This is a genomic window from Sphingomonas sp. TZW2008 (genome assembly GCF_002117915.1).
Classification (GTDB): domain Bacteria; phylum Pseudomonadota; class Alphaproteobacteria; order Sphingomonadales; family Sphingomonadaceae; genus Sphingomonas.
Genome location: NZ_BDJB01000005.1, coordinates 299,019 through 324,944, shown reverse-complemented (window position 1 = coordinate 324,944; position 25,926 = coordinate 299,019). Strand labels below are relative to the sequence as shown.

General features: G+C 67.7%; 19 protein-coding genes. 6 read left to right on the top strand and 13 right to left on the bottom strand.

Annotated elements, in window-relative coordinates:
- Positions 1–91: 91 nt before the first annotated feature.
- The 4 genes from tsf to B7L05_RS07450 form a co-directional block, all read right to left on the bottom strand.
- Positions 92–1,045: a translation elongation factor Ts gene (gene tsf / locus B7L05_RS07465; protein WP_085809646.1), complete on the bottom strand. Its 954-nt coding sequence runs from the start codon at positions 1,043–1,045 to the stop codon at positions 92–94.
- A gap of 138 nt (positions 1,046–1,183) precedes the next feature.
- Positions 1,184–1,990: a 30S ribosomal protein S2 gene (rpsB, locus tag B7L05_RS07460; protein WP_085809645.1), complete on the bottom strand. Its 807-nt coding sequence runs from the start codon at positions 1,988–1,990 to the stop codon at positions 1,184–1,186.
- Positions 1,991–2,475: 485 nt separating this feature from the next.
- A complete protein-coding gene (locus tag B7L05_RS07455; protein WP_085809644.1) occupies positions 2,476–3,342 on the bottom strand; it encodes a phosphatidylcholine/phosphatidylserine synthase in 867 nt (288 codons plus the stop codon).
- On the bottom strand, positions 3,339–4,073 hold the full coding sequence (locus tag B7L05_RS07450; protein WP_085809643.1) for a phosphatidylserine decarboxylase: 735 nt from the start codon (positions 4,071–4,073) through the stop codon (positions 3,339–3,341). Before B7L05_RS07450 ends, B7L05_RS07455 begins: the two co-directional genes overlap by 4 nt.
- Positions 4,074–4,214: 141 nt before the next feature.
- Here B7L05_RS07450 and B7L05_RS07445 point away from each other — a divergent pair, with 141 nt between their 5' ends.
- The 4 genes from B7L05_RS07445 to B7L05_RS07430 all read left to right on the top strand — a co-directional run bounded on the left by B7L05_RS07445 (position 4,215) and on the right by B7L05_RS07430 (position 9,359).
- Positions 4,215–5,435, top strand: a complete 1,221-nt coding sequence (locus B7L05_RS07445; RefSeq protein WP_085809642.1) for an NADP-dependent isocitrate dehydrogenase — start codon at positions 4,215–4,217, stop codon at positions 5,433–5,435.
- Between the two features lie 115 nt (positions 5,436–5,550).
- Complete coding sequence (locus tag B7L05_RS07440) at positions 5,551–7,326, top strand: cation:proton antiporter (protein WP_085809641.1); 1,776 nt, start codon at positions 5,551–5,553, stop codon at positions 7,324–7,326.
- A 143-nt stretch (positions 7,327–7,469) separates the two neighbouring features.
- The gene (locus B7L05_RS07435; RefSeq protein ID WP_085809833.1) at positions 7,470–8,630 is read left to right on the top strand and encodes a glycosyltransferase family 1 protein; all 1,161 of its coding nucleotides are present in this window, start codon (positions 7,470–7,472) and stop codon (positions 8,628–8,630) included.
- 117 nt (positions 8,631–8,747) lie between these two features.
- Entirely contained in the window at positions 8,748–9,359 is a 612-nt protein-coding gene (locus tag B7L05_RS07430) for a hypothetical protein (protein WP_085809832.1), read from the top strand.
- Between the two features lie 91 nt (positions 9,360–9,450).
- Here the strand turns inward: B7L05_RS07430 and secA are convergent, their stop codons facing one another.
- Together secA and B7L05_RS07420 are read right to left on the bottom strand one after the other, a co-directional pair.
- Positions 9,451–12,186: a preprotein translocase subunit SecA gene (secA, locus tag B7L05_RS07425; protein ID WP_085809640.1), complete on the bottom strand. Its 2,736-nt coding sequence runs from the start codon at positions 12,184–12,186 to the stop codon at positions 9,451–9,453.
- A gap of 92 nt (positions 12,187–12,278) precedes the next feature.
- A complete protein-coding gene (locus B7L05_RS07420; RefSeq protein WP_144037173.1) occupies positions 12,279–12,536 on the bottom strand; it encodes a hypothetical protein in 258 nt (85 codons plus the stop codon).
- A 116-nt stretch (positions 12,537–12,652) separates the two neighbouring features.
- Between B7L05_RS07420 and argJ the strand changes: the two genes are divergently transcribed.
- Both argJ and B7L05_RS07410 read left to right on the top strand, forming a co-directional pair.
- On the top strand, positions 12,653–13,876 hold the full coding sequence (gene argJ / locus B7L05_RS07415) for a bifunctional glutamate N-acetyltransferase/amino-acid acetyltransferase ArgJ (protein ID WP_085809638.1): 1,224 nt from the start codon (positions 12,653–12,655) through the stop codon (positions 13,874–13,876).
- Complete coding sequence (locus tag B7L05_RS07410; RefSeq protein ID WP_085809637.1) at positions 13,873–14,667, top strand: inositol monophosphatase family protein; 795 nt, start codon at positions 13,873–13,875, stop codon at positions 14,665–14,667. The genes argJ and B7L05_RS07410 overlap by 4 nt, the downstream gene beginning before the upstream one ends.
- 16 nt (positions 14,668–14,683) lie before the next feature.
- On the opposite strand, the gene trxA is transcribed toward B7L05_RS07410, so the two are convergent.
- Genes trxA through B7L05_RS07375 form a run of 7 tightly spaced genes read right to left on the bottom strand, consistent with a single transcriptional unit; the run spans position 14,684 to position 25,914 of the window.
- Positions 14,684–15,007 (bottom strand): thioredoxin TrxA, encoded by a 324-nt coding sequence (gene trxA, locus B7L05_RS07405; RefSeq protein ID WP_085809636.1) that lies wholly within the window; start codon positions 15,005–15,007, stop codon positions 14,684–14,686.
- Positions 15,008–15,055: 48 nt separating this feature from the next.
- Positions 15,056–18,499, bottom strand: a complete 3,444-nt coding sequence (gene addA, locus B7L05_RS07400; RefSeq protein ID WP_144037172.1) for a double-strand break repair helicase AddA — start codon at positions 18,497–18,499, stop codon at positions 15,056–15,058.
- Entirely contained in the window at positions 18,492–21,425 is a 2,934-nt protein-coding gene (locus tag B7L05_RS07395; protein ID WP_085809634.1) for a PD-(D/E)XK nuclease family protein, read from the bottom strand. The genes addA and B7L05_RS07395 overlap by 8 nt, the downstream gene beginning before the upstream one ends.
- Positions 21,418–22,170 carry a nucleotidyltransferase family protein gene (locus B7L05_RS07390; RefSeq protein WP_085809633.1) on the bottom strand — a complete coding sequence of 251 codons (753 nt, stop codon included), beginning with the start codon at positions 22,168–22,170 and terminating at the stop codon, positions 21,418–21,420. The genes B7L05_RS07395 and B7L05_RS07390 overlap by 8 nt, the downstream gene beginning before the upstream one ends.
- Positions 22,167–23,138: a phosphotransferase gene (locus B7L05_RS07385; protein ID WP_179187161.1), complete on the bottom strand. Its 972-nt coding sequence runs from the start codon at positions 23,136–23,138 to the stop codon at positions 22,167–22,169. Before B7L05_RS07385 ends, B7L05_RS07390 begins: the two co-directional genes overlap by 4 nt.
- A complete protein-coding gene (tsaE, locus tag B7L05_RS07380) occupies positions 23,135–23,590 on the bottom strand; it encodes a tRNA (adenosine(37)-N6)-threonylcarbamoyltransferase complex ATPase subunit type 1 TsaE (protein WP_085809631.1) in 456 nt (151 codons plus the stop codon). Before tsaE ends, B7L05_RS07385 begins: the two co-directional genes overlap by 4 nt.
- On the bottom strand, positions 23,587–25,914 hold the full coding sequence (locus B7L05_RS07375; RefSeq protein ID WP_085809630.1) for a PAS domain-containing sensor histidine kinase: 2,328 nt from the start codon (positions 25,912–25,914) through the stop codon (positions 23,587–23,589). Before B7L05_RS07375 ends, tsaE begins: the two co-directional genes overlap by 4 nt.
- Positions 25,915–25,926: the final 12 nt, after the last annotated feature.

Sequence of the window (25,926 nt, the reverse complement as noted above, 5' to 3'; positions counted from 1 at the left end):
ACCACTATCACCACACCGCGCTGTTCGCTGCGCGTGTGACGATGTGATCCGAACCCGCTTTCAACCTCAAGCGGCGCAAGCCGCCGCAGGATCACGCAGTCGGCACAGCCTGCGTGTTCTGCGGCACGCCCGACGCGGCAGCGACTTCGGCCGCGAAGTCCGATGCTTCCTTCTCAATGCCTTCGCCGAGCTGGAAGCGGACATAATCCTTGAGCACGATCGTCGCGCCGGCGTCCTTACCAGCCTTAGCGACGACGTCGCTGATCTTGGTCTTGCCGTCCATCACGAACAGCTGGCTGACCAGCGCATGCTCCTTGCGGTACTTTGCGATCGAGCCTTCGACCATTTTGGCGATGATGTCCGCCGGCTTGCCGCTCTCGCCCGCCTTCTCGGCGGCGATCGCGCGCTCGCGCTCGATCTCGGCCTCGTCGAGGTCGGCCTCGTTCAGCGCCTTCGGGAAAGCGGCGGCGACGTGCATCGCGAGCTGCTTGCCGAGGCTCTGCAACACGTCGTCCGACGCGTCGCTCTCGAGCGCGACGAGCACGCCGATCTTGCCGAGGCCCGGCGACTGCTGGTTGTGGACGTAGCCGACGACGGCGCCCTTCGACACCTCCAGCGTCTTCGTGCGGCGCAGCGACTGGTTCTCACCGATCGTCGCGACGTTGTTGGTCAGCACTTCCTCGACGGTCTTGCCGCTCGGCATCGCCTGCGCCTTGAGCGAATCGACGTCGCCACCCGTCGCGAGCGCGATCTGCGTCACTTCGCGAACGAACTGCTGGAACTGGTCGTTCTTCGCGACGAAGTCGGTCTCCGAATTGACCTCGACCGCCGCGCCCTTGGTGCCGCTGGTGGTGACGCCGACGAGACCCTCGGCCGCGGTGCGGCTCGACTTCTTGGCGGCAGCCGCAAGGCCCTTGGTGCGCAGCCAATCCATCGCCGCGTCCATGTCGCCGCCGGTCTCGCCTAGCGCCTTCTTGCAATCCATCATGCCCGCGCCGCTCTTCTCGCGCAGGTCCTTGACCATCGCTGCCGTGATATCGGCCATCTTCGCTATCCTTGTCTCTGAATCGGTTCGTGCCATGCCGGCCGGTGCGCGTCCGACCGCTTGGTGAGCGGCAGGCGGGCATCGACGGCACGGCACGAAGGAACTTGGCGGCCGGCGGTTAGGCCGGCCATGTTTCAGTTACGCGTCGACCTGGCGCGATTCCTCGGTGCCGGCATCGGCCACGACCGGATCGCTGCCGAGCGCTTCCTCGGCCGGCGGCTCGGCCATCGCGCCGAAATCGACACCGCCACGGCGCTGCTGCTCGTTGCTGCCGCGCGTCGAGGCGATCGCCACCGCTTCGCAATACAGGCGGATCGCACGGCTCGCATCGTCGTTCGCGGGCACCGGGAAGGCGATGCCGTCCGGCGACACGTTCGAATCGAGGATCGCGACGACGGGGATGCCGAGCGTGTTGGCCTCCTTGATCGCCAGTTCTTCCTTGTTGGCGTCGATCACGAACATGATGTCGGGCACGCCGCCCATGTCGCGAATCCCGCCAAGGCTCATCTCGAGCTTGTCCTTCTCGCGGGTGAGCTGCAGCACTTCCTTCTTGGTGAGGCCGGCGGTGTTGCCCGACAGCTGCTCTTCGAGTGCCTTGAGACGCTTGATCGAGTTGGAGATCGTCTTCCAGTTGGTGAGCATGCCGCCCAGCCAGCGGTGGTTGACGAAATGCTGGCCCGCACGGCGCGCGGCATCGGCGACCGGCTCCTGCGCCTGGCGCTTGGTGCCAACGAACAGCACCTTGCCGCCACCGGCGACGGTTGAGCTGATGAATTCAAGCGCGCGCGCGAACAGCGGCACCGTCTGCGACAGATCGATGATGTGGACGCCGTTGCGGTCACCGAACAAGTACGGCTTCATCTTCGGGTTCCAGCGGTGGGTCTGGTGGCCGAAATGCGCGCCGGTTTCGATAAGCTGCTGCATCGTGACGACAGGTGCCGCCATAGTCTGTGTTCCTTCCGGTTATGCCTCTGGGAAGCGGATGACGCGGGCCTGAAAGGCGGCGCACCGGGTAATGATGCTTCCCATGCGGAGTTTAGGCGCGCGCCTATAGCAGACTGCCTAGGGAAAGCAACGCTTGACGCGGTCGAACAGAAGTGGAACAAGCCTAGGAACAGAACATGAACCGTCAGCGCTACCGAGGGTTATTCCAGCTTTCACGCGTAAATGGTTCAATGTTGACGGAATTTTAGTGGAACCAAAATTCGCTGGGCGGATTTCAGCGTTGTGGTTCGCGGCAAAAGGAAGGCGAACAATGATGTCGTTGGTTAGCTTTGGTGTCTTCGCCGGAACGTTCGGCATCTCCGCTTACGCAATCGCCGCAACCGTGGCGCCGCGCTTCGACCGCATCGTCGCTGCGCTACGTGGCCAGCCGCAGTCGCAATTCCACCCGCTCGCCACGTTGGTTCAGGCCGAACGGCGTATTGCAGTCAGGCGGTGGGCGGCGCAGTCTCGCCCCGTCCTGGCACCGCGAGTGCGCGCAGCCGCTTGATCCGTGCGTAGCTCGCGATGCTGAACGGGATCGCGAGGAGATAACCGAGGCTGAGGGCGCTGGTCGTATGCCACGGCGCCGTCACGGCTGCCGCACCGGCAATAACCACCACCGCTAGCGCTTCGAAGCGGATGTTGCGGCGCAGGCGAAGCGACGACCATGACCAGGTCGCGATGCTAGACACCATCAAGATCGCGACGAACGCTGTCCATGGCGCCACCACGTATGGCGAGCGCAGGATCGGCTCTTCTGTCCAGAACCACAGGAAGATCGGCAGAAAGGCGAGCCCCGCTCCCGCCGGTGCGGGAACGCCGGTAAGGAAGCCGGCAGACTTGTGTGGCTGCTCGTCGGCGTCGATCGCCGCATTGAAGCGGGCCAAGCGAAGCGCGCAAAATACCGCAAGCATAAGCGACGCGATCCAGCCGAACCGCGGCAACGCGGACAACGACCACAGATAGAGGATCAGCGCGGGGGAAACCCCGAACGAGATTGCATCAGCAAGCGAATCGAGCTCGGCGCCGAACCGACTTTCGCCGTGCAGCATACGCGCGATCCGACCGTCGATGCCGTCGAGTACACCGGCGAGCAGCACGAAGGCGACCGCGAGTTGCCAGTGCAGCGCGGCACGTTCGGCGAGCGCGACAAGATCGACGCCGCTGTGCAGCGGCAGATCGTTCTCCATCGACCGTGCCTTGATCGCGAATTGGACCCCGCTAAGCCCCGAACACAGCGCGAGCGCGGTGACCGCGTTGGGCGCGACGGCGCGAAGCGGCAGTCCCCGGCGCGTCCGGATCGGTCGCCTCACTGCGCGATGCCCGTTGCGGCGGCCACGCCTACGCGACCGAGAATCGTCTCGCCGGCGATCGCGCGCTGGCCCAGCGCGACCTGCGGCGCATAGCCGGTCGGCAGGTACACATCGACGCGGCTGCCGAACCTGATCAGCCCGACGCGCTGCCCCGCCGCGACCATGTCGCCGACCTTGACGAAGCCCATGATGCGCCGCGCCACCAATCCTGCGATCTGCGTGAAGCCGACCTTGCGCCCGTCATGCCCTTCGACGACGAAATGCTGGCGCTCATTGTCCTCCGACGCCTTGTCGAGATCGGCGTTGAGGAACTTGCCGGAAATGTAGACGACCTGGCGGATCGTCCCCGCGATCGGCGCGCGATTGATGTGCACGTCGAACACGCTCATGAACACCGACACGCGCGTCAGCCGGCCGTCGCCAAGTTCTCCAACGAGCTCGCGCGGCACGGGAACGTCCGCAATCATCGTCACCAGGCCGTCCGCCGGCGACACGATCAGATCCTCGCCGCGCGGCGTGGTGCGGATGGGATCGCGGAAGAACGCCGCGACCCAGATCGTGATGCCGAGCAGCGGCCAGAAGAACACGTTGTGCACGATCGTCATCAGCAGCGTGATGCCGAACGCGATCGCGACGAACTTCTGCCCCTCGGGATGCACGGCGGGGAACCGCCATTTGACGGTGGTGGTGACGGGAAGGCCGGCGGCCTCTGGCTTCTCGAGCGATGGCATGGCCCTGCGTGTAGCCGCGCGATCCCATGCGCACAACGAAAGGGTGGCGCGATCCTCGCGTTCGGAATTGCCCGATGGTTGATCCCCTGCCCCCTTCCCCCTATCGCCGCGCCAACCCTCCCCTCGAAGGAACAAGCGAACATGGCCAAGATCAAGGTGAAGACGCCCGTTGTGGAGATCGACGGCGACGAGATGACGCGGATCATCTGGGAATGGATCCGCGAGCGCCTGATCAAGCCGTATCTCGATATCGAGCTCGACTACTACGATCTTGGCGTCGAGAAGCGCGACGAGACGAACGACCAGATCACGATCGACAGCGCGCACGCGACGCAGAAGTATGGCGTCGCGGTGAAGTGCGCCACGATCACCCCCGATGAGGCGCGCGTCGAGGAGTTCGGCCTCAAGCAGATGTGGAAGTCGCCCAACGGCACGATCCGCAACATCTTGGGCGGTGTGATCTTCCGCGAGCCGATCGTGATCAAGAACGTCCCACGCCTGATCCCGGGCTGGACGCACCCGATCGTCGTCGGCCGTCACGCCTTCGGCGACCAGTATCGCGCGACCGACTTCAAGGTGCCCGGCAAGGGCAAGCTCACCATGAAGTTCGAGGGCGAGGACGGCACCGTCATCGAGAAGGACGTCTACGACTTCCCCGAAGCCGGCGTCGCGATGGGGATGTACAATCTCGACCAGTCGATCCGCGATTTCGCTCGCGCGTCGATGAACTACAGCCTCGGCCGCGGCTGGCCGCTGTACCTGTCGACCAAGAACACGATTCTCAAGGCCTACGACGGCCGTTTCAAGGATCTGTTCGCCGAAATCTTCGAGGCGGAGTTCGCCGACAAGTTCAAGGCTGCAGGCATCGTCTACGAGCACCGCCTCATCGACGACATGGTCGCCTCTGCGCTGAAGTGGAGCGGCGAGTTCGTCTGGGCGTGCAAGAATTACGACGGGGACGTGCAGTCAGATCAGGTCGCGCAGGGCTTCGGCTCGCTCGGCCTGATGACGTCGGTGCTGATGACGCCGGACGGCAAGACGATCGAGGCCGAGGCGGCGCACGGCACCGTGACGCGCCACTATCGCCAGCACCAGCAGGGCAAGGCGACGTCGACCAACCCGATCGCATCGATCTTCGCGTGGACCGGCGGGCTCAAGTATCGCGGCAAGTTCGACGGCACGCCCGATGTCACCCGCTTCGCCGAGACGCTGGAGCAGGTCTGCATCGAGACGGTCGAGAACGGCGACATGACCAAGGATCTCGCGATCCTGATCGGCCCCGATCAGAAGTGGATGACGACCGAGCAGTTCTTCGAGGCGGTCCGCCAGAACCTCGAGAACAAGATGGCGAACTGGGCCTGACGTCACCAAAGCCATAAGCTAAGCAGGGCGGCTGGAGCGATCCGGCCGCCCTTTTTCGTGCGCAGCGCCGTTCGCAAGCCGCGACAAGCCGCGGCAAACGCGTCTAGGGTGCCGCATGGCGTTGCGACTGGACAATGAAGGCTTTTCGGACGCGCTGGTGATCCTGGGCGCAGCCGGGATGGTGATCCCGGCCTTTGCGCGCTTCCGCGTCAGCCCGGTGATCGGGTTCATCCTGGTTGGCCTGCTGGTCGGGCCGTCGGGGCTCGGCGCCCACGTCGATCTTGCGCCATGGCTCTACTACGTCACCATCTCAGATCCCGAATCGATAGAACCGTTCGCCGAGTTCGGCATCATCCTGCTGCTTTTCTCAATCGGGCTCGAGCTGTCGTTCCGCCGCTTGTGGACGATGCGGCGGCTAGTGTTCGGCACCGGCCCTGCGGAGCTGATCGGTTCCGCGATGATCATCGGCACCGCCTTGCATCTGCTGGGTCAGGGCTGGCCCGGCGCGATCGGGCTGGGGCTCGCGCTAGCACTCTCGTCGACCGCGCTCGTACTGCCACTGGTCGGAACCACAAGCGCCGTCGGGCGCGGTGCCTTCGCAATGCTGCTGTTCGAGGATCTGGCGCTCGTGCCGATCATCTTCGCGCTTGGCGCGCTCGCGCCGACCGCGAATGCCGACGGCGGCGCCTCGATTGGCCTCGTTGCGCTGCGCGGTGGGCTGACTGTCGTCGCGATGTACGTCGGCGGGCGCCTCGTCCTGCCGCGGCTGTTCGCACAGGCGGCGCGCACCAAGAGCCCCGAACTGTTCCTCGCCGCATCGCTGCTAGTGGTAATCGTCGCCAGCGTCGCGACCACTGCGGCGGGGCTCTCGCCGATTGTCGGCGCGCTGCTCGCCGGGCTGCTGATCGCCGAGACCGAATACCGCACCGAAGTCGAGGTCATGACCGCGCCGTTCATGGGGCTGGCGCTCGGCGTGTTCCTCATCACCGTCGGGATGAGCCTCGATCTGCGCTCGATCGCGGAAAACTGGTCGACGCTGCTGCTCGCCGTCGCTGGCGTCGTCGCGGTGAAGACCGTCGTCACCTTTCTGCTGCTTCGTGTCGCCAATGCCCGGCCCGGCGTTGCGGCGGAAACGGGGCTGCTGATGGGCAGTCCGTCGGAGACGACACTCATCGTACTCGCGACCGCCGCGCAGGCACAACTGATCCTGCCCTCGACCGCCGCCTTCTGGCAGACCGTCACCGCGATCGGGCTGACGATCACGCCGTTGCTCGCAAAAGGCGGCAGCGCGTTATCACGCCGGATCGAGTACGGCGCCGAGCCAGCGATCGCGACCGAGCCGGACGCCGGACGGGCGGTGATCATCGGCTTCGGCCGTGTCGGGCAGCTCATCGCCGACATGATGGCGAAGCACAAGATCCCCTACGTTGCGGTCGAGGCAGACATCGACGTCGTCAAGTTGGCGCGCGCCGCAGGTTATCCGGTGATGTTCGGCGACGTCATTAGACCCGAGCTGGTCGACCGGCTCGACCTTGTCCAGGCGCGCGCGCTGATCCTGACGATGGACGATCCAGTGCTGACGGTCCGCCTCGCTCGCCGCGTCCGCGCGCTCGCGCCGGAGCTGCCGATCATCGCCCGCGCGCGCGACGCGACGCATGCCGCCGAACTGTACCGCGCCGGCGTGACCGACGCCGTGCCGGAAACGCTCGAGAGCTCGCTGCAATTGTCGGAAGCCGTGCTGGTCGATCTCGGCGTCGCGATGGGGCCGGTGATTGCCTCGATCCACGAGAAGCGCGACGAGTTGCGCCAGACGATCCGCGCGCAGGCGGAGCTAGACCGCGAACCGCGCATCAGGCGTATCCGACGCAAGGACGAACTCGGCACGCTGTAATGACGGCGGCGCGGTGATTGTCACCAAACGCGTGATCGCGCGTCTTATCGCTGATGCCGCCCATGTTGATGCCCCGCCACGCGCGCGACGCCGGTGCGACTTTGCCTAGCGATCGCCCCAATCTGTGGCTACGCGGTGCCACCATGCTGCCGTCTGAAATTCGCGTTGCGCTGTTCAGCGGCAATTACAATTATATCCGCGACGGCGCGAGCCAGGCGCTCAATCTGCTCGTCGGTCATCTCCTCTCCCGCGGTGTCCAGGTCCGCGTCTATTCGCCGACCGTCGCGAACCCCGCCTTCCCGGCGACAGGCGATCTCGTCGACGTTCCGGCATTGCCGATGCCGGGCGGGCGGAGCGAGTATCGCGTCGCACGCGGCCTGCCGCGCCGGATTAAGCGCGATCTTGCCGCCTTCGCGCCAAACCTCGTCCACGTATCCGCGCCCGATATCCTCGGGCATCGCGCACTCAGCTACGCTAAACGCAACGGCATCGCCCGCGTCGCCTCTCTCCATACGCGGTTCGAGACCTACCCGCGCTATTACGGGCTCGGCTTCATCGAGCCGGTGTTCGAGCGGCTGCTGACGCGCTTCTACAATCGCGCCGATCGCGTTCTAGTCCCCGGTCCGCTGCTCGGTGAAATACTGCACGACTGGGGCGTCATGACGCCGGTGACCGTTTGGTCGCGCGGCGTGAACCATGCCCGCTTCTCGCCGCATCGCCGCGACCTGTGCTGGCGCCGCTCGCTCGGCATCGGCGACCACGAAGTCGCAGTTGGTTTTCTCGGCCGCCTCGTCAAGGAGAAGGGGCTCGACATCTTCGTCGACGTCATCACCGAGTTGAAGCGCCGCCGTGTTCCGCATCGCGTGCTCGTTATCGGCGAGGGCCCGGCACGGGACTGGTTCACCGAACAGGTGCCAGAGGCGGTGTTCGCCGGCTTCCAATCGGGCGACGATCTCGGGCGCGCCGTCGCGTCGATGGACCTGTTCTTCAATCCCAGCGTCACCGAGACGTTCGGCAACGTGACACTAGAGGCGATGGCGGCTGGCGTGCCGATTATCGCGGCGCGCGCGTCGGGTGCCGTGGGGCTGGTCGATGAAGGCAAGACCGGCTTGCTCGTCGCCCCGCGCGATGTGCCGGGATATGCCGACGCGATCGCGACACTCGTCGCCGACGACGATCTGCGCTACGCGATGGGACGTGCCGGCTCGGCCAAGGCCGCGGGCTACCGCTGGGACACGATCAACGAAGTGGTCCTGCGATCGTACCTCAACGTGCTGGAGAGCCACTCGGCGAATATCGGGTAAGTCATTAGAACTGCGACGAAACGAGGCGTGCGGGAGCCAATCCGTTCATCTGGCGTTCCAGTGCTGTGTTCTAAAGCGATCACGCTCCGCCGTATCGGCGGCCTCGGAGACAATATGATGAGCATTTTCCGTTCTGGTCGCGGCCTGTTGATGGCGGCGGCCGCTGCTGGCGCGCTAGTAGTATCAGGCTGCGCAACTGAAACGCCGTATCGGCCCGCCACCGGATCGGGCTTCAATCGAACCGGCTTCAGTGAGCGCCAGGTCGAAGCAAACCGCTTTCTGGTCACTTTCGCTGGCAACACCGTCACCGATCGCGACACGGTCGAGCGGTACCTGCTGTTCCGCGCCGCCGAGCTGACGCTGCAGAACGGTTACGATTATTTCGTGATGGTCGATCGTGAGACCGACCGGCAGGCGCGCACCTATTCGACGGGCACCGGGTTCGGCGGCGGTTTCGGGCCGGGCTGGGGTTACGGCGGCTTCGGCGGCTATTGGGGCCCCTCGTGGCGCTACTACGGTCGTCCGTGGGGCGGCTGGGGTGGCTGGGGCGGTTGGGGCGGCGGCTTCAACGATTTCGACGTCCGCACCGTCGACCGCTACGAAGCATCGGCCGAGGTGGTGATGCGCAAAGGCACGCCGCCGCGTGACGAGGTTCGCGCGTTCAACGCGCGCGACGTGGCCGAGCGGCTCGGACCGACGATTGTCTTGCCGGGGCAGCAGCGCCGCTAAACCCTACGCGCAGCGTTCAAAGAGAAATGGCCCCGCTGCGACCAAGCGGGGCCTTTGTTTTATCTATCGACCGTTAGATCGCGCCGAATCGTCACACCGCGCCGTGGCAGTGCTTGTACTTGCGCCCCGACCCGCACGGGCATGGCGCGTTGCGGCTAACCTGTCCCTCCCATCCAGCCGGATCGGTGCCGAGATCGGCTTCGGTCAGTGGCGCCATCTGCAGCGGGGGCAGCTGCGTCTGGATCAGGCCCATCGTGCCCGCATCGACGTCCGCCGAATTGTCCTCGCCGGTGAATGGGTCGAAGTGCGTCGTGATGAAGTCGGGCAGCTCGGGCAATTCGGGCGGCGGCTGGAAACGGAACTCAGCGTGCGCGATCGTCTTAGTCACGTCCTCGCGAATGTTGTCGAGCATCCGCTGAAACAGCGCAAACGCCTCCTGCTTGTACTCGTTAATCGGCGTCTTCTGCGCATAGGCGCGCAGGTGCACCACTTGGCGCAGCGCATCGAGCGTCGCAAGATGCTCCTTCCAGTGATGGTCGAGGTTCTGAAGCAGGATCGACTTCTCGATCTGCGTCCACGTCGCGGGCTCGAGCTCGCCCGACTTGCCGTTTACCAGCGCGTCCGCCTCGGCCTGCACGCGTTCGGTCACCAGTTCGGGATCGATCGCATCCTCGTTCAGCCACGAGTCGATCGGCGGCTGGACGTTGAGGACGTCGGCAAGCCGCGCCTTCATCCCCTCGACGTCCCACTGCTCGGGATAAGAGCCGACCGGGCACGCCTCGCCGACGATCGCGTTGACCGTTTCGGCGCGCATGTCCTCCACCACGTCACCGACGGTATCGGCATCCATGATGTCGGCGCGCTGCTCGTAGATTACCTTGCGCTGATCGTTCATCACGTCGTCATATTCGACCACCTGTTTGCGAATGTCGTAGTTGCGCGCCTCGACCTTCTTCTGCGCGGTCTCGATCGCCTTGGTCAGCCACTTGCTGCCGATCGCCTCGCCGTCCTCGATGTTATTGCGCATCATCTTGGCGAACAGCGTGTCCGGCCCGAAGATGCGCAGCAGATCGTCGTCGAGGCTGAGGTAGAAGCGGCTGAGCCCCGGATCGCCCTGACGCCCCGAACGGCCGCGTAGCTGGTTGTCGATACGCCGGCTCTCGTGCCGCTCGGTGCCGAGCACGAACAGGCCGCCCGCCTCGAGCACGCGCGCCTTCTCTGCCGCGATCTCGGCGTCGATCTGCGCGATCGCCGCTTCGCGCTCCGGCCCCTCGGGCATGCCGGCAAGCTCGTCCTCGACGCGGAATTCGAGGTTGCCGCCCAGCTGAATGTCGGTGCCGCGACCGGCCATATTGGTGGCGATCGTCACCGCGCCGAGCCGCCCGGCCTGCGCGACGATATGCGCCTCCTGCTCGTGGTAGCGCGCGTTGAGCACCGAATGGTCGACGCCTTCCTGGCGCAGGAACTCGCTCAGCAGCTCGGACTTCTCGATCGACACGGTGCCGACCAGCACCGGCTGGCCCTTCTCGGCATGTTCGCGGATGCGCTTGGCGATCGCGCGGAACTTGTCCTGCGTATCCTTGTAGAATTCGTCTTCCTCGTCGACACGCCGGATCGGCTTGTTCGTCGGAATGGTGACGACGTTCATCTTGTAGATGTCGAAGAACTCGGCGGCCTCAGTCGCCGCCGTGCCCGTCATGCCGGCGAGCTTGGGGTACATGCGGAAATAGTTCTGGAAGGTGATCGACGCCATTGTCTGATTCTCGGGCTCGATCTGCACGCCCTCCTTCGCCTCTACCGCCTGGTGCAGACCGTCCGACCAGCGCCGCCCGTCCATCATGCGGCCGGTGAACTCGTCGATGATGATGACCTTACCGTCCTTGACGATGTAATCGATATCGGACTTGAACATCACGTTCGCGCGCAGGGACTGGTTCAGGTGGTGCACCACCTGCGTGTTCTCGAAATCGTATAGGTTCGCACCCTCGAGCAGCCCCGCCGCTTCGAGCAACCGCTCGACGCGCTCGGTGCCATCCTCGGTTAGGACGATCGTCTTCTGCTTCTCGTCCTTTTCGTAATCGTCGGGCGTGATCTGCTTCACGATCGCGTCGACCTGCATGTACAGGTCGCTCTTGTCGTCGGTCGGGCCGGAGATGATCAGCGGCGTTCGCGCTTCATCGATCAGCACCGAATCGACCTCGTCGACGATCGCCATCGCGAACGGGCGCTGCACCATCGAACTGCGCTCGTACTTCATGTTGTCGCGCAGGTAATCGAAGCCGAATTCGTTGTTGGTGCCGTAGGTAATGTCGGCGGCATAGGCCTCGCGGCGCTGTTCGTCGGTCAGGTTAGGCACGATCACGCCCACGGTCAGTCCGAGGAAGCGGTAGACTCGGCCCATCCACTCGGCGTCGCGCGCGGCGAGATAGTCGTTGACGGTGATAACGTGCACGCCCTCACCGGGAAGCGCGTTGAGATAGGTGGCGAGCGTCGCCACCAGCGTCTTGCCCTCGCCCGTGCGCATCTCGGCGATTTCGCCGCGGTGAAGCACGATGCCGCCGACCATCTGGACGTCATAGTGCCGCTGCCCGAGCACGCGGCGCGCCGCCTCGCGCACGGTGGCGAAACCCTCGGGAAGAAGGGCGTCGAGCTTCTCGCCGTTCGCCAGACGCTCGCGGAACAGCACCGTCTGGTTGGCTAGCGTCGCATCGTCCATCGCCTGGAGAGCAGGCTCGAACGAGGCGATCTTGGCGAGGATCGGGTTAAGCGAGCGGACGTAGCGTTCGTTGGACGAGCCGAAGAGCGATTTCGCGATGCTGCCGAACATGGGCGGATTCCTGATACAGAGAGCGCGCGGCCACTATTCGGCACCGCGCATGAATAAACGAAGGAGGTCCGCCCGAAGCGGAGCGACGCGCGCTATTCGCGCCGGCGGGTCGCGAAGATTGGCTCGGCAGCGACCATTGGAATGGCACACGCTGCGCGCAGCGAGGCGACGGCTACGATCGAGGGCAATACCGCGAGCGGACGTTCGGCGGGCGAACGCCGCACGGTCGCGGCCTGCACCGCTTTCACCGACGCTTCGGCGACCGTCTGTGCCCGATCCGGCGCCCGCGCGCCCGCGCCGACGCCGGTCAGCGCGGAAAGCAGCGCAGAAAGAAGCAGCAACAGGCTCATCGCCGCCGACATAGGGTGATGCGTCGAGCGGGCCAACCCCAAAGCCGCGCCGCGTTGATGCGGCCGGCGCGTCCGAACGGCCTTGTGGTTCGACGATGCCGAACTAAGCGGGAGGCATGTCAACCACTGTCTCGCCGCTCGCCCTCCCCTTTCCCGACCTTCCCCCCGTCGCCGGGGTCGAACCGCGTATCGCCCGCGCGCGCTATAAGGATTGGGATCGCTGCGACCTGACGTTCGTCAGCCTGCCCGCAGACACGGCGGTAGCCGGCGTGCTGACGCAGTCAAAATGCCCCTCGCCCGAAGTCGAATGGTGCCGCAAGGCGCTGGTGCTCGGGCGCGCGCGCGCCCTGGTAGTCAACGCCGGCAATTCGAACGCCTTCACCGGCAATCGCGGGCGCGCGGCGGTGGAGGCGATCGCGGCGCGCACCGCCGCGCGGCTCCGCTGCCTTCCCTCCGACGTCTTCGTCGCGTCGACCGGCGTGATCGGTGTTCCGCTGCCGATCGACAAGGCCGAAGCCGGGCTCGACGCCGCCTTCGCCGCTTCGCCGAGCAGCTGGCGCGACGCGGCGGATGCGATTGGCACCACAGACACCTTCGCGAAAGGTGCGCAGACGACCGCGATCGTCGATGGGCGCCGCGTAACGCTGGTCGGCATCATCAAGGGATCGGGCATGATCGCGCCCGACATGGCGACAATGCTCGGCTTCATCTTCACCGATGCTGCGGTCGAGCCGGCGTATCTGCAGGCAGCGCTATCCGCCGCGAACGCGCGTTCCTTCTCGTGCATCACCGTCGATGGCGATACGTCGACGAGCGACACGGTGCTCGCGTTTGCCACGGGCGCGGCCGGCAACGAACCTCTCTCCGAGGGTGCAGCGGGCGCCGACGCCTTCGCCGCCGCTCTTACTGACCTGTGTCACCAGCTCGCGCAATTGGTCGTGCGTGACGGCGAAGGGGCGAGCAAACTCATCGAGATTTCGGTCGAGGGCGCCGACAGCGATCGCTCCGCACATCGCATTGCGCTCTCGATCGCGAACTCGCCGCTCGTCAAGACGGCGATCGCGGGTGAAGACGCCAATTGGGGCCGGGTGGTGATGGCAGTCGGCAAGGCGGGCGAACCGGCCGAGCGCGACAAGCTCGCGATCCGCTTCGGCGCGACGCAGGTGGCGCGCGACGGATTGGCGGTCGATGGATATGACGAGCGCCCCGTCGCCGATCACCTGAAGGGGCAAGAGATCGAGATCGGCGTCGATCTTGGCATCGGGGACGGGCGCGCGACGGTGTGGACGTGCGATCTGACGCACGGCTACATCTCGATCAATGCCGACTACCGCAGTTGACCTCGCTTGACGTCCAGGTCCGTGCCCTGCTCGCCGACGTCGCGCGTCAGGCGATCCTGCCGCGGTTCGGCCTGCTCGCCGACGCCGAGCGGGAGGAAAAGTCACCCGGCGACTGGGTAACGGTCGCCGATCGAGAGGCGGAAGCGCTGCTCGAAGCGGGATTGCGCGCGATAGATCCCGGCGCGCGTGTGATCGGCGAGGAGGCGTGCGCGCTCGACCCGTCGCTGCTCGACGATATCGGAACCGGCCGCCTGTGGCTGGTCGACCCGCTCGACGGCACGAACAATTTCGCTGCCGGCCGCATGCCTTTCGGCATGATCGTCGCGCTCGTTGAGGATGGGGTCGTCGAGTCGGGCTGGCTGTACGATCCGGTCGCAGACCGACTGTGCCACGCGACGCGAGACGACGGCGCGTTCGTCGATGGCGTAGGGATCAGCGCTACCGGGACCGGAAGCGCGCTGCCCGTGACCACATTTTCACGCTACTGGATGGACGCGGAAACGTCGGCGCGGCTGGAGCAACGCGCGGGAGGCATCCTCGAACTTTGCCCCGGCATGAAATGCGCAGCCGCGCAATATCCCGCGCTCACCGATGGTCGCTACGATGCCGCGCTCTTTGAACGCGTCTATCCGTGGGATCACGCCGCCGGGGCGCTGTTCGTCCAGGAAGCCGGCGGCAAGGTGGCGCGGCTCGACGGCCGTCCGTATCGCATCGACGATCCCGCGACCGGCCTGCTCGCCGCGGCGTCGCCCGAACTCTGGGCACGCGCCGCGGCAGTTTTCGGGAGCTAAACGCCGCCGATCGTGGTCAAGCGAGCTCGCCCTCGAGCCATGCCTTGATCCGGCCCTTGGGCTCGGCGCCGACCTTGGTCGCGGCCGGGTTGCCGCCCTTGAACAGGATCATCGTCGGGATGCCACGCACGCCGTAGCGGCCCGGCGCGTCCGGGTTCTCATCGATGTTGATCTTGGCGATCGTCACCTGCTCGCCGAGCTCGTCCGAGATCTCCTCGAGGCTCGGCCCGATCATCTTGCACGGGCCACACCACTCCGCCCAGAAATCTACCAGAACCGGCTTGTCCGACTGAATGACGTCGGTGTGGAAGCTGTCGTCGGTAATCTTCTTGGTAGCCATCGCTCTATTCTCCTCTTGCCGCCAATCTAGGGGGCTGGTGCTTCCGCCTCAACGGCCCGCCGCCAAGCTTTGCTCCGCGCCGCGATAGGCGGGCTTGTATGCGGCGAGCACGTCGGGTGGCAGCGCGATCAGCGTCGGGCCGGCGGTGTACAGCAGCGCGCCCTCGATCGAGCGACCGGGAAAGATCACGCCGAGCGCGGCGCCGTAGGCCGCCATCTGGCGCAGGTGATAGGCGGGTACGTCATCGATCCCCGCCGGCACCTGTCGCGCGGTCTTGAAGTCGACGAAGCGCACCCGCGCCTCCTCGACGAGCAGGCGATCGACCGTCCCTGAGATGACGAGCCCACCCTCGATCACCGCACTGATCGGCGCCTCGGCCAGCGAATCGCGGCCGAACAGGTCGGCGAAGCGGGGATCGGCGAGGATGCCACATGCCGTGTCGATCAGCGCCCGGCGCTCGCGCGCGTCCGCTAGCCGTCCCGCCGTCGCGAGCCAGCGGTCGGCAGCAGTCGGGCGGTCCGCCGGCGCGAGCGCGGGCAGCCGCTCGAACAGACCGTGGAGCAGCCGCCCGCGCTCCGCCGCGGCGCGCATCGCAGGGGTCGGCGGCGCATCGGCGACCTCATCGTCACCGATCGCAGACGGTGCCAGCGGACGCGGCGGCCGCGCCTCCTCCGGCGCCGGCTGGCGAACCCAGTCGGGTAGCGCGGCCCGCGGCGCGGATGCAGCCGGCACGGATCGCGCGATCCGCACCGGATCCGGGGGCGGATCGCCGACGAACGCCCGCTCGCCCTCCCCCGCAACACCGAGCAGGCCGAACGCGCGATCGGCGGCGGCATACCAGCTGCTCTCCGGCGGCGTACCGCGATGCCGCACCCCGAGCGAGCCCGCGATCACCAGCCGCTCCTCCGCCCGCGTCGCCGCGACGTAGAACAGGCGCCAATGCTCCTGCCGTTCGCGCTGGGCGACATCGGCGACGACCTGCTCGATAGGCCCGATCCGCTCCGCGGCGCGCGCGGCGAACACCGGGATCGGCAGCGGCATATCCTCGGGCGTCCACATCAGGATGCTGCTGCGCGTTGCGTCGGGATCGGCGGTCGCGTCGGCGAGGATGACGACGGGGGCTTGCAAGCCCTTCGCGCCGTGCGCGGTCATGACGCGCACGGCATTGTGTGCGCCCTCCGCCTCGCGCTTCACTTCCACCTCGCCGCGATCGAACCAGTCGAGGAAGCGCTGGAGCGAGGGTGTCGCGGTCGACTCGAATTCGAACGCCGCGCTCAGCAATTCCTCGATCGGATCGCGCGCCTCTTCACCGAGCCGTGCCAGCAGCCGGCGCCTTCCGTCGAGCGGGCCGGACAGGATCTCTTCCAGAAAGCGATACGGCGTCGTGAAATCGGCGCGCGCGAGCATCCGGTCAAGCGGCGCCAGCAGGTCGCGATGTTCCGCCGACAGGTGCCGCCACAGGCTGCCGGCACGCGGGACGGCGCGTGCCAGCAGCTCGTCCTGCGTCCATCCGATCAGCGGGGACACGAGCAGGCTGGCAAGGCTCAGATCGTCGTCCGGCTGCAGCACGAAGCGGATCGCCGCCAGCAGATCCTGCACCGCGAGCGGCGCGTTGAGGCGCAGCCGGTCCACGCCAGCGACGGGCACGCCCTCAGCATAGAGCCGCGCGACGATCAGCCGCGCGAGCTCCCCGCGCCGCTTGACGAGGATCATGATGTCCTCGGGCCTGATCGGCCGCCCTTGGCTCTCCAGCATCGCGCCGCGATCCAGCCACGCACGCACCCGCCGCGCGATACGCGTAGCGTTGGCGCGCACGGCGTCGTCGATCCACTCCTCCGCACCGCCATCGTCGTCCGCCACGCCCGAAGCGATCGGCGGCCACAGCTCGACCGTGCCCGGCCCCGACACCTCGCTCGCGTGCGCGGGTGCGTCGTCGCCTAGCCCCAGCGCGTCACCGCCGAGCGCCTCGATCGCGGCGTCGACGAACTGCAATACCGGGCGGGTTGAGCGGAACGAAGAGACGAGCGACAATTGCTCGAACGGCAGCCCGCGCTCGGCATCAGGCATCCGGTCATCACCGGCGACTTCGGCCGCCTTGCCCGCGAAATGCTGCTCGGCGGCCGCGAAATAGATCGGATCGGTGCCCTGAAAACCGAAGATCGCCTGTTTGTGGTCGCCCACCGTGAACAGGGTGCGCACCGAAGGCGCGTAGATGCCGCGGCCTACGAAATACTCGTCGACCAGCGCACGTACGATTCGCCACTGCGCGATGTTGGTGTCCTGCGCCTCGTCGATCAGCACGTGCTCGGTCGTCTGGTCGAGCTTGAAGCGCACCCACTCGCCGATCCCCGGCGTCTCGAGCAGATCGACCGTCGCGGCGATAAGATCGTCGAAATCGACCAGCCCCGCGCGATGCTTCACCGTGGCGTAGGCGCGCGCGTACTCCCGCCCGACGGCGAGTCCCGCCGCGAGCAGATCGGCATAGGCCGCACGTGTTCTCAGCGCGAGCAGCGCGGCACAATGCGTATGCAGTCCGCCGGCGAGATCCGCATAGTCGGGATCGGCCGGCGCCTGTCCTTTGACGAACGAGCGCGGCTCGCCGTCGGCCTTCGCCCAGACGAGATGGAGCTGCGCCAGCGTCGCCGCCCGCTCGTCGGCGTCGGCCGCGAGCCACGCGCCGATCGTCTCGGCGCGTGCGATCCCGCTCTTTGTCCCCCACGCTCGGTTCCGGTCGGAGAGGCCACGCAACGCATCGACGTCGAACGCCGCGTCCTCACACGCCGCCCGCACATGCGCGTTGATATCGCCCGCCGGCAGATCGAGCGCGCGGCGCAGCCACGGCTGGATGCCGCTCGGCAGCGCGTCGAGCGCACGCCCGGCGCGCCCACATTGCTGGAGGAAGCGCTCCGCGCCGCCCTCCCCCAGCCGCATGCTCAGCTCGCCGATCGCCTCGATTGGCGTCGTTCGCCCCTCACGTTCCGCCTGAACCAGCAGGTCCGCAAGCGTCGACCGCAGCAGCACCGCCTCCTCGCGCGTCTCGATCGGCCGGAAGCCCGGTGTCAGCCGCGCTTCGCTCGGGAACGCCGCCAGCAGGCTCTGACAGAAGCCGTGGATCGTCTGAATGCGCAGGCCGCCGCCGGGCGAATCGAGCACGCGCGCGAATAGCGTGCGCGCCCGATCGCGCTGCACGGGATCTGCAGGCTCACCGAGCGCCTGGAGATCGTCGAACAGTGCGGCGTCCTTCATCCGCACCCACGCGGCAAGCCGCTGGCTGATGCGATGCACCATCTCCGCGGCGCCGGCCTTGGTAAAGGTCAGGCAGAGGATCGCCGACGGGTCGACGCCCCGCAGCAGCAGGCGGAAGACGCGCGCGGCGAGCACCTGCGTCTTTCCGGTACCCGCCGAGGCGGAGAGCCACACGTGCGCATCGGGGGCGCTCGCGCGGCGCTGATTGCCGCGCAGCGGCGGCAGCGGGCGCAACGCGTCAGCCATCGCGGCCGTACCATTCATCGAGCCGCATCAGCTGGTCGTAATCCGCATAGGGGGCGTATTCCGGATGCAGCTTCGCCTCGAACGGCGCGTCTCCGGTGAGCCAGCGGCCCGCCGCCTCGGCGAAAACGGCACGCGCGCGGCCAACGAACTCCGCCGTCGGGATCCGGTCGTTCCGCCCCGCCGGATCGACGGGTGAGGTGACGCTGCCGAACGTGTCGCGCTGCTTGGCGAGCGACCAATATTCGAAGGCCGTCGCGTCGCCATCGATCCCCGCGAACCCGCCCGCCACGGCGATCGCGCCGAGCAGGCCGAGCTGCATCGCGAAGCCGTTGCGCACGGCGGCGGGCGACGGCGCCTTGCCCGTCTTGTAATCGACGACGCCGATCGTGCCATCGGCCAAGCGGTCGATGCGGTCGAAGCGCCCCGACAGCGTCACGCCGGCGAGCTGGATCGCGCCCGACCCTTCCGCGGCGAGCACGGCGCGCCCCGCGTCGCCTTCGGCGCGCATCCGCTCGGCGATCCACGCGATCGCCGCGAACAGCCGCGGCTGCCATAGCGCGCGCAGCAGGGGGTGCGTCGTTGGCGCGCCCAGCATCGCCGCAGCACGCGGCTGCAGCGCGTCGACACGGCAGCCGTCCTCCCGTGCCCACGCCTCCAGCACCTTGTGAACCGCATCGCCGCGCCAGGCCGCACTTGGATCGGCATCGACCGCGTCGAGCGAGGCCAGCCGGAGCACGCGTTGCGCATAGAAAGCGAAGGGATCGGCCTTCAGTCGATCGACCTGCGTGACCGAGATCTCGCGCGGACGCAGCGCCGCCGGCGGACTAGGCGCGGGCTGCTCGGCGGGTTGCGGCGTGCCGCCGTCGTCGATCGCGTGCGACCAGTCGACCAGCGCCGTGTCGCGCACCCGCTCGAACTCGTCACCGGCCATCGCGGCGAGTCGTAGCCATAGTCGCGAGGCGATCGCCGGCGAGCGCGCATCGCGGCGCGCGCGCGTGATCAGAACCTCCGGCGCGCCGAGCCCCTGACCGAAGTCGTGCGCCGCGACGCCGATCGCCTGCTCGAGCCCTGGCAGGCCAAGCGCCGAGCGGATGCGCGGCGCCAGCCATGGATCGGGCGCCGCACGCGCGGGCCACACGCCCTCGTTGAGCCCGCCCAGGATCATCAGATCCGCCGATTGCAGCCGTGCCTCGATCAGGCCGTAGATCGCCACACGCGGATGCCCGCCCTGCGGCGGCCGCACCGCCACGCCGTCCATCAGCAGCCGGAGCAGCGCCGACAGGCTATCCGCCGCAAAGCCACCCGGGCCGCTCGCCGCCTCGGCCTCCAGCTCGGTCAGCAGATCCGCCGCGGCGCGCCCCGCCGCCCCGCGCCAAGCTTCGTCGCCTGCCAGGGCACTCGCGGCATCGCGCACGCCGGCGACAAGCGCCCCGAGCGGGCGATCAGCACCATCGAAGGTGGCTGCCAGCGGATCGAGCAGCGTGCGGACTTCCAACCACCAGTCGCCGCCGTGATCGCCCAGCCGCATGGCGACACCGTCAAGGCCGGGAACCGGCCGCGGGCCACGGAGCCGCCGATCGAGCCGCCGCACCCCTTCGAGCCACGCGCCCCGCCGCTCACCCGCGCGCACCAGCGGATGCTTGAGCAGAGTCAGCAGCGACAAGGGCGCAAAGCCGTCCGCCGCCGCGTCGACGATCGCTGTCAGCAGCGTTCCCGGCGGCGTGATCGAGAGCGGCCGACCGGCGGAATCATCGACCTCGATGCCCCAGCGCGCGCAATGCGCCGCCACCCGCCGTGCCAGCGCACGATCGGGCGTGACCAGCGCCGCCGTGCGTTCAGGCGTTTCGAGCGCCTGACGCAGCGCCAGCGCGATCGTCTGCGCCTCCTGTGCCGGCGTTGCGAGTTCCGCGATCCGCACGCCGGCGAGCTGGCGCTGCTGCGGGCGCAGTTGCGTCCACCGCGCGGTATAGGCGGCGGGCGCGAGCGCTGTGGCAATCGCCCGTCCGCGCGCGGCGGACGCGTCATGCTCGCTGCCGTCGGCCCACAGCGACACGTCCTCGCGGCGCAGGTTCATGCGTCGCAGCAATTGCTTGAGGTGGAACTGCGGGTGCACTTCGATCGCCCGCTTTGTCCGGCCGGTGACCGGGTCCGGCGCGTGTGGGCCGAGCTCGTCCCACTCCTCATCGGCCATCGATCGATCGAGTCCGGCGAGCACGACCAGACCGCGCGGCATCGCGGCGACGCGCGCGAGCAGCGCGGCGACGCTCGGCGCGGCATCGGTGATGCCAGCCGCGCAGACGAAGCCGGCGGGCGGATCGTCGCGCCAGCGCCCGGCTAAGCGCCGCAGCAAGGACGCGCGACGCGACGCGGCATCGATCAGGCCTGCCTCGGCGAGTTCACGCGGCCAGCGATCAATCACCGTCTGGAACAGCGCCAGCGCCGCGCGCCAATGTTCGGTCAGCTCGCCCAGATCGAGATCGGCGAGCCTCGCCGGATCGACTTCCTCGACGATCAGCTGGTCGAGCACGCGCGCGAGTTCGCCCGCCAGCCGCACCGCCTCGACCGCATCGAGCGATGGCTGCGCCGCCTGCACCAGTCGCGCGATCCGCAACCGTCGCGCGAGCGGTGCGATCGCCGGCGGGGGCGAATCGGGCGCATCGATCGGATCGAGCGCGGCGCCGATCGCCTCGCCTAGATCGTCCGATCCGATCGCGACGAGGCGCGGCAGCACCAGCGCGCCGCCGCTCGCGCGGACGAAGGCGTTGGTCACCGCGAGGCGCGCGCGGTTGTTGGGCAGCAGCACCAGGCCGCGTGCCAGCGCCAGCGGCTCGTCGCCGAAGCGTCGGATCAGTCCCGCGACCAGCGCATCGGCAAAGGCGCGGTGCGCGGGAATCGTGTAGAGCCGCGGCCCGCGCGGTTCAGCCATCCTGGCGCAGCGCCTCCGCTCGGGCAATCGCCTCCGGCGTGCCGACATCGACCCACAGGCCCTGGTGCACGACGGCAAAGGCGCGGCCCGCGGCGATCGCACGCTCCCAGAACAACATCGTCGAAAACGGCCCGTCCGGTGCATCGACGAGGATCGCGGGATTGAGGATCTGAACGCCGATATAGACGAATGGTGCCATGCGGCCGTGCCGCCTGCGCCCCACGATCCGACCGTCGGCCGCGAGGTGAAAATCGCCCTGCCCGCGGTGGCAATGCGCGCGTGCTAGCGGCACGACCAGCAGTAGCACGTCCATCTCAGCCGGGTTCCAGCGTGCCGCGAGCAGGCTGAGCGCGTCGACCGGACCGTCCAGCCAGTAATTGTCGCTGTTGACGACGTAGATCGGCGCGTCGCCCAGCAGCGGTCGCGCCTTGATCAGCCCGCCGCCCGTCTCGAGCAGCTCGGCACGCTCGTCCGACACCGCGATGTCGAGCCCGTCGACCGAGCGCAGATGTGCTTCGAGCGTATCTGCCAGATAATGCACGTTGACGACGGCGCGCTTCACCCCCGCCGCGCGTAGATGATCGAGCGTGTGATCAAGCAGCGTCTTGCCTGCAACCGGGATCAGCGGCTTCGGCCGCGTCGCGGTAAGCGGCCGCATGCGCTTGCCCAGCCCCGCTGCCATCACCATCGCGGTGCTCGGCACGGCGGCGGCGGGCGCCGGTCGGATGGCGCGCGGTTTGGTCATCGGGCGGACAGGATCAGCGGGTCGCCGCGATATTTGGGCGGTACGTTGGCATCGAACCAGCGCGCAACCGGCGCGAGGACGGGGAAGCTCAGGTCGCGCTCGAGATAGGCCCAGACACGCGGGCAGAGCGCTGGATAGCGCGGTTTTCCGTCGCGCTGCCACAGCCGGGTGAAGATGCCGATGATCTTGGCGTTTCGCTGCGCGCCGAGCACGTGATAGGCTCGCATGAAGCGCTCGCCCTCCCCGGTCGCTGAGCGATAGCGCGCGAGCATCGCGTCCTCGATTGCCGGATCGACGTCGCGCCGTGCGTCCTGCAGCAGCGACACCAGGTCATAGGCAGGGTGGCCGACCAGCGCATCCTGGAAGTCGAGCAGCCCAAGCCGGCGCTCGTCGCCGAGCAGCATCAGATTCTCGGCGTGATAATCTCGCAGCACGGTGACGGGATGATCCGAATCCACCTCGCCGAGAACGGCGTCCCATGCCGCACGATAGCCATCGGTATCGACCGCGAGCCCGATCGCCGGGCAATACCAATCAACGAACAGCGCGGCTTCGCGCTGAAGCTCGGTGCGATCGTACGGCCGCCAATTGCCCGCCGGATGATCGCGCAACGAGACGAGGATATCCACCGCTGCGGCATAGAAGCCAGGCGCCGTCGCTCCGTCGGCGTCGATCGCCTCGCGCATCCGAGCGTCGCCGAAATCCTCGAGCAGCACGAGACCCCGTTCGGAATCGGCCGCGAGGATCGCGGGCGCGGTAAACCCGCGTTCGATGAGCCAGCGCGCCACCGCGAGGAAGGGCCTTGGATCCTCGTGCGGCGGCGGCGCATCCATCAAAATCGCGCGCTTTACCCCATGGGCGACACGAAAGTAGCGGCGGAACGACGCGTCGCCGGCCAGCGGCTGCACGTCGGCATTACCCCAGCCGCAACCGGCCAGAAATTCGTCCATACCGGTGGGCGGGGTCATCGAAACGGCCATCGCCGCTCCCATGCCGCCGGGACGATCCAAGTCAAGCGCCGCGCGCCGTCCGGTTCGGTCGCCAGCGTGAGCCGCAGCGCGTCGGGCCACGCATCGCCGCCGGCGCGATCGGGCCATTCGACGATCAGCAGCGAATCATAACCGGCATCGTCGAGGCCGAGTTCGTCGAGCTCCGCCTGATCGTCGAGGCGATAGAGATCGACGTGAAGCACCGGCAGACGCGTCTCAGGCGGCGCATAGGGCTGGACGATCGCGAAAGTCGGGCTCGGCGCCTCGCCCTGAAGGCCCAGCGCCGCTAGCAGACCGCGCGCGATGCTCGTCTTGCCCGCGCCCAACGCGCCTTCAAGCGTGACGACGTCGCCTGCCTCGACCAATGCGGCGAGGCGTGCGCCGAAGGCCATCGTGTCGGCAAGCGATCCGAGCCGGAGACCGCCGCTCATCGCCGTGGCAGATCCACGGTGACGAGCGATCCCGCACCCACTTCGCTCACCAGCGAGATCGAACCACCATGCGCTTCGGCCAGTTGCTTGGCGAGCGGTAGTCCCAGATCGGTCGGTCGCTCGCTACGCGCATCGGCCCCGTGCCGTCCGAAGCGATCGAACGCATGCCGCGCTGTGTCGGCGTCCAGTCCGGGCCCATCGTCCGACACGACGATCCGCACCCGCGCAGTATCACCCTCGACGTGCAGCAGCACGCGCCCGTCCGTGCCCGCGGCGTCAAAGGCATGGCGCAGCAGGTGCTCCACCAGCTCCTGCAGGCGACGCGCATCACCGATCATGCTGCCGGCGTTTGGCGTGCTATCGACGACAAGGTTGATGCGCCGCTGCTCGGCGACGGCGCGCAGGCGCTCGGTTGCCGCCTTGACCGTCGCCGCGAGATCGACGTCGACGCGCGCCAGTGGGGCGGCATCGTCGCGCTGCGTCAGATCGAGCACATCGTCGATCAGCAGCCCCAGCCGCCCCACCGACTCGAGGATCGCGTCGACGTAGCTGTCAGCCTGCTTCGGCAGCTTGCCGGCGTAGCCCGCCTGGAGCATCTCGGCGAAGCCGCTGATTGACGTCAGCGGGGTACGCAATTCGTAGCTCATGTTGGCGACAAACGCGGTCTTCACCTTGTCCGCCGCCTCAAGCGCAGCCGCCCGGTCGCGCAGCGCCTGCTCGGCGCGGCGGCTGTCGGTAATGTCGAGCATGGTGAAAAGCGCATTGCCGTCGGGCAGCGGCACGGCGGCGAATTCGAAGTGGCGCCCGTCAGCTAGCGCTACCCGCCCGCCACGCTGTTGGCGATCGGTCGTCGCCGATCGGACGAGTTCGGTGATCAGCTTTGCCCGTTCCGGCGTGCGCAGCTTTGGCGCGATCTTCTCGGCGACGCTGCCGACACGCGGGTGGCCGCTGAGAAACTCTTCCTCCAGCTCCCACAAGGCGCGGAATCGATTGTTCCACAGCTGCAACCGCCCGTCGGCGGCGAATACGCCGAGCGCTTCGAATAGGTTGTCGAACGTCGCCGTGCGCACGCGGAGAAGCGTGTCGCGCGCCGACGCCAGCTGCACCTGTTCGGTACGATCCTCGAAAATCAGCAGCAAGCTGCCGTCGGGCAGAAGCTGCGGCACGACGCGGATATAAGCGCCGCCCGGCAGGTGCCATGTCTCCTCCGTCTCAACGTCGGTACGCACGAACCAGTCGCGCCGCTCGCTCTTCCAGCCGGGAAAGTCGCGCACCTCGGGCAGACGGTTCGCCTCACGCATCCGCTCCAGGATGCGGTCGAACTCCGGTCGATCGGACAGCCACTCGCTGCGCATCGCGAACAAGCGCCGGAACGGCTGGTTGCAGAAGACGAGCGCGCGATCGCGCCCGAACTGCGCCACCCCGGCCGACAGGCGGTCGAGCATCGCGCGCTGCGCCGCGGCGTACCGCTTCTCGCGTGCCTGCGCCTGTTCCAGCTCCTCGATGTCGATCGCGAAGCCGGCGACGCCGCCGCTCGGCAGCGGCACGTCGTGGAGTTGCAGCGTCCGTCGCGCGCCGCCGATGGTCGCTGGCAGCGTGCGTACCTGCGGCCGATCAGCGTCGCGCGCGCTGGTCGCGCCCGCCAGCGGCCCGCCCTGCCCCGACCCCTCGATCAGCTCCAGCCCGCGCCCGACAACATCGGCGGCGTCGCTGCCCTCGACGGCTCGCACGTACGCCGTATTGACCATTGCCAACCGAAGATCGGCACCTCGGTACCACATCGGCAGCGGCGCCGCCTCGATCAGCCCGGTCAGCGAATCATACGCGGCGCGGATCCGCGCCTCCTCCCCCGCCAGCCGCTCAACCTCGGCATGTTCCTCGCTGGCGTCGTTCACCCATACGACGACGTCGCCGCTGCTCATGCCGAGCGGGGCGCGCTCGCCGCGCAGCGTCACCGTGCGCGACGCGCCGAGTGGCCGCACCTGCCGCACGAATGGCCGGCCAGAGCGCTGAAGCGCGATGACGTCGCTCGTCAGCCGTCCGGCGTCGAGCGCGGAAAGCCCGCAGTGGCCGGCGTTCAAGCCGTCGAGATCGGTCGCCGGCTGGACGAGGCCGAACAGATCGGCGACGCGCGGCGGCATTTCGATCCGCCGATCGGCGCGGACCAGCATCGCCTGCATCGGCGCGCCCGCGAGCAGCGCCTGCGCCTCGATCCTGGCGCGCTGCTCGCGCGCCGCCGCCCCCTGTGCCGCGAGGCCGCGCTGCAACGCCATCACCGCGCCGACGATCAGCAGCAGCAGAACGACGCCGGCAGCGATCAACATGGGGGTGGTCAG

Excerpts from the sequence above, each read along its gene's own strand:
- B7L05_RS07450 (WP_085809643.1), bottom strand. The coding sequence starts at position 4,073 with ATGCCATCGCTCGAGAAGCCAGAGGCCGCCGGCCTTCCCGTCACCACC.
- B7L05_RS07435 (WP_085809833.1), top strand. The coding sequence starts at position 7,470 with ATGCTGCCGTCTGAAATTCGCGTTGCGCTGTTCAGCGGCAATTACAAT.
- B7L05_RS07390 (WP_085809633.1), bottom strand. The coding sequence starts at position 22,170 with ATGACCAAACCGCGCGCCATCCGACCGGCGCCCGCCGCCGCCGTGCCG.
- addA (WP_144037172.1), bottom strand. The coding sequence starts at position 18,499 with ATGGCTGACGCGTTGCGCCCGCTGCCGCCGCTGCGCGGCAATCAGCGC.
- rpsB (WP_085809645.1), bottom strand. The coding sequence starts at position 1,990 with ATGGCGGCACCTGTCGTCACGATGCAGCAGCTTATCGAAACCGGCGCG.
- argJ (WP_085809638.1), top strand. The coding sequence starts at position 12,653 with ATGTCAACCACTGTCTCGCCGCTCGCCCTCCCCTTTCCCGACCTTCCC.
- B7L05_RS07440 (WP_085809641.1), top strand. The coding sequence starts at position 5,551 with ATGGCGTTGCGACTGGACAATGAAGGCTTTTCGGACGCGCTGGTGATC.
- B7L05_RS07385 (WP_179187161.1), bottom strand. The coding sequence starts at position 23,138 with ATGACCCCGCCCACCGGTATGGACGAATTTCTGGCCGGTTGCGGCTGG.
- tsf (WP_085809646.1), bottom strand. The coding sequence starts at position 1,045 with ATGGCCGATATCACGGCAGCGATGGTCAAGGACCTGCGCGAGAAGAGC.
- B7L05_RS07445 (WP_085809642.1), top strand. The coding sequence starts at position 4,215 with ATGGCCAAGATCAAGGTGAAGACGCCCGTTGTGGAGATCGACGGCGAC.
- trxA (WP_085809636.1), bottom strand. The coding sequence starts at position 15,007 with ATGGCTACCAAGAAGATTACCGACGACAGCTTCCACACCGACGTCATT.
- B7L05_RS07430 (WP_085809832.1), top strand. The coding sequence starts at position 8,748 with ATGAGCATTTTCCGTTCTGGTCGCGGCCTGTTGATGGCGGCGGCCGCT.
- tsaE (WP_085809631.1), bottom strand. The coding sequence starts at position 23,590 with ATGAGCGGCGGTCTCCGGCTCGGATCGCTTGCCGACACGATGGCCTTC.
- secA (WP_085809640.1), bottom strand. The coding sequence starts at position 12,186 with ATGTTCGGCAGCATCGCGAAATCGCTCTTCGGCTCGTCCAACGAACGC.
- B7L05_RS07420 (WP_144037173.1), bottom strand. The coding sequence starts at position 12,536 with ATGAGCCTGTTGCTGCTTCTTTCTGCGCTGCTTTCCGCGCTGACCGGC.
- B7L05_RS07375 (WP_085809630.1), bottom strand. The coding sequence starts at position 25,914 with ATGTTGATCGCTGCCGGCGTCGTTCTGCTGCTGCTGATCGTCGGCGCG.
- B7L05_RS07395 (WP_085809634.1), bottom strand. The coding sequence starts at position 21,425 with ATGGCTGAACCGCGCGGGCCGCGGCTCTACACGATTCCCGCGCACCGC.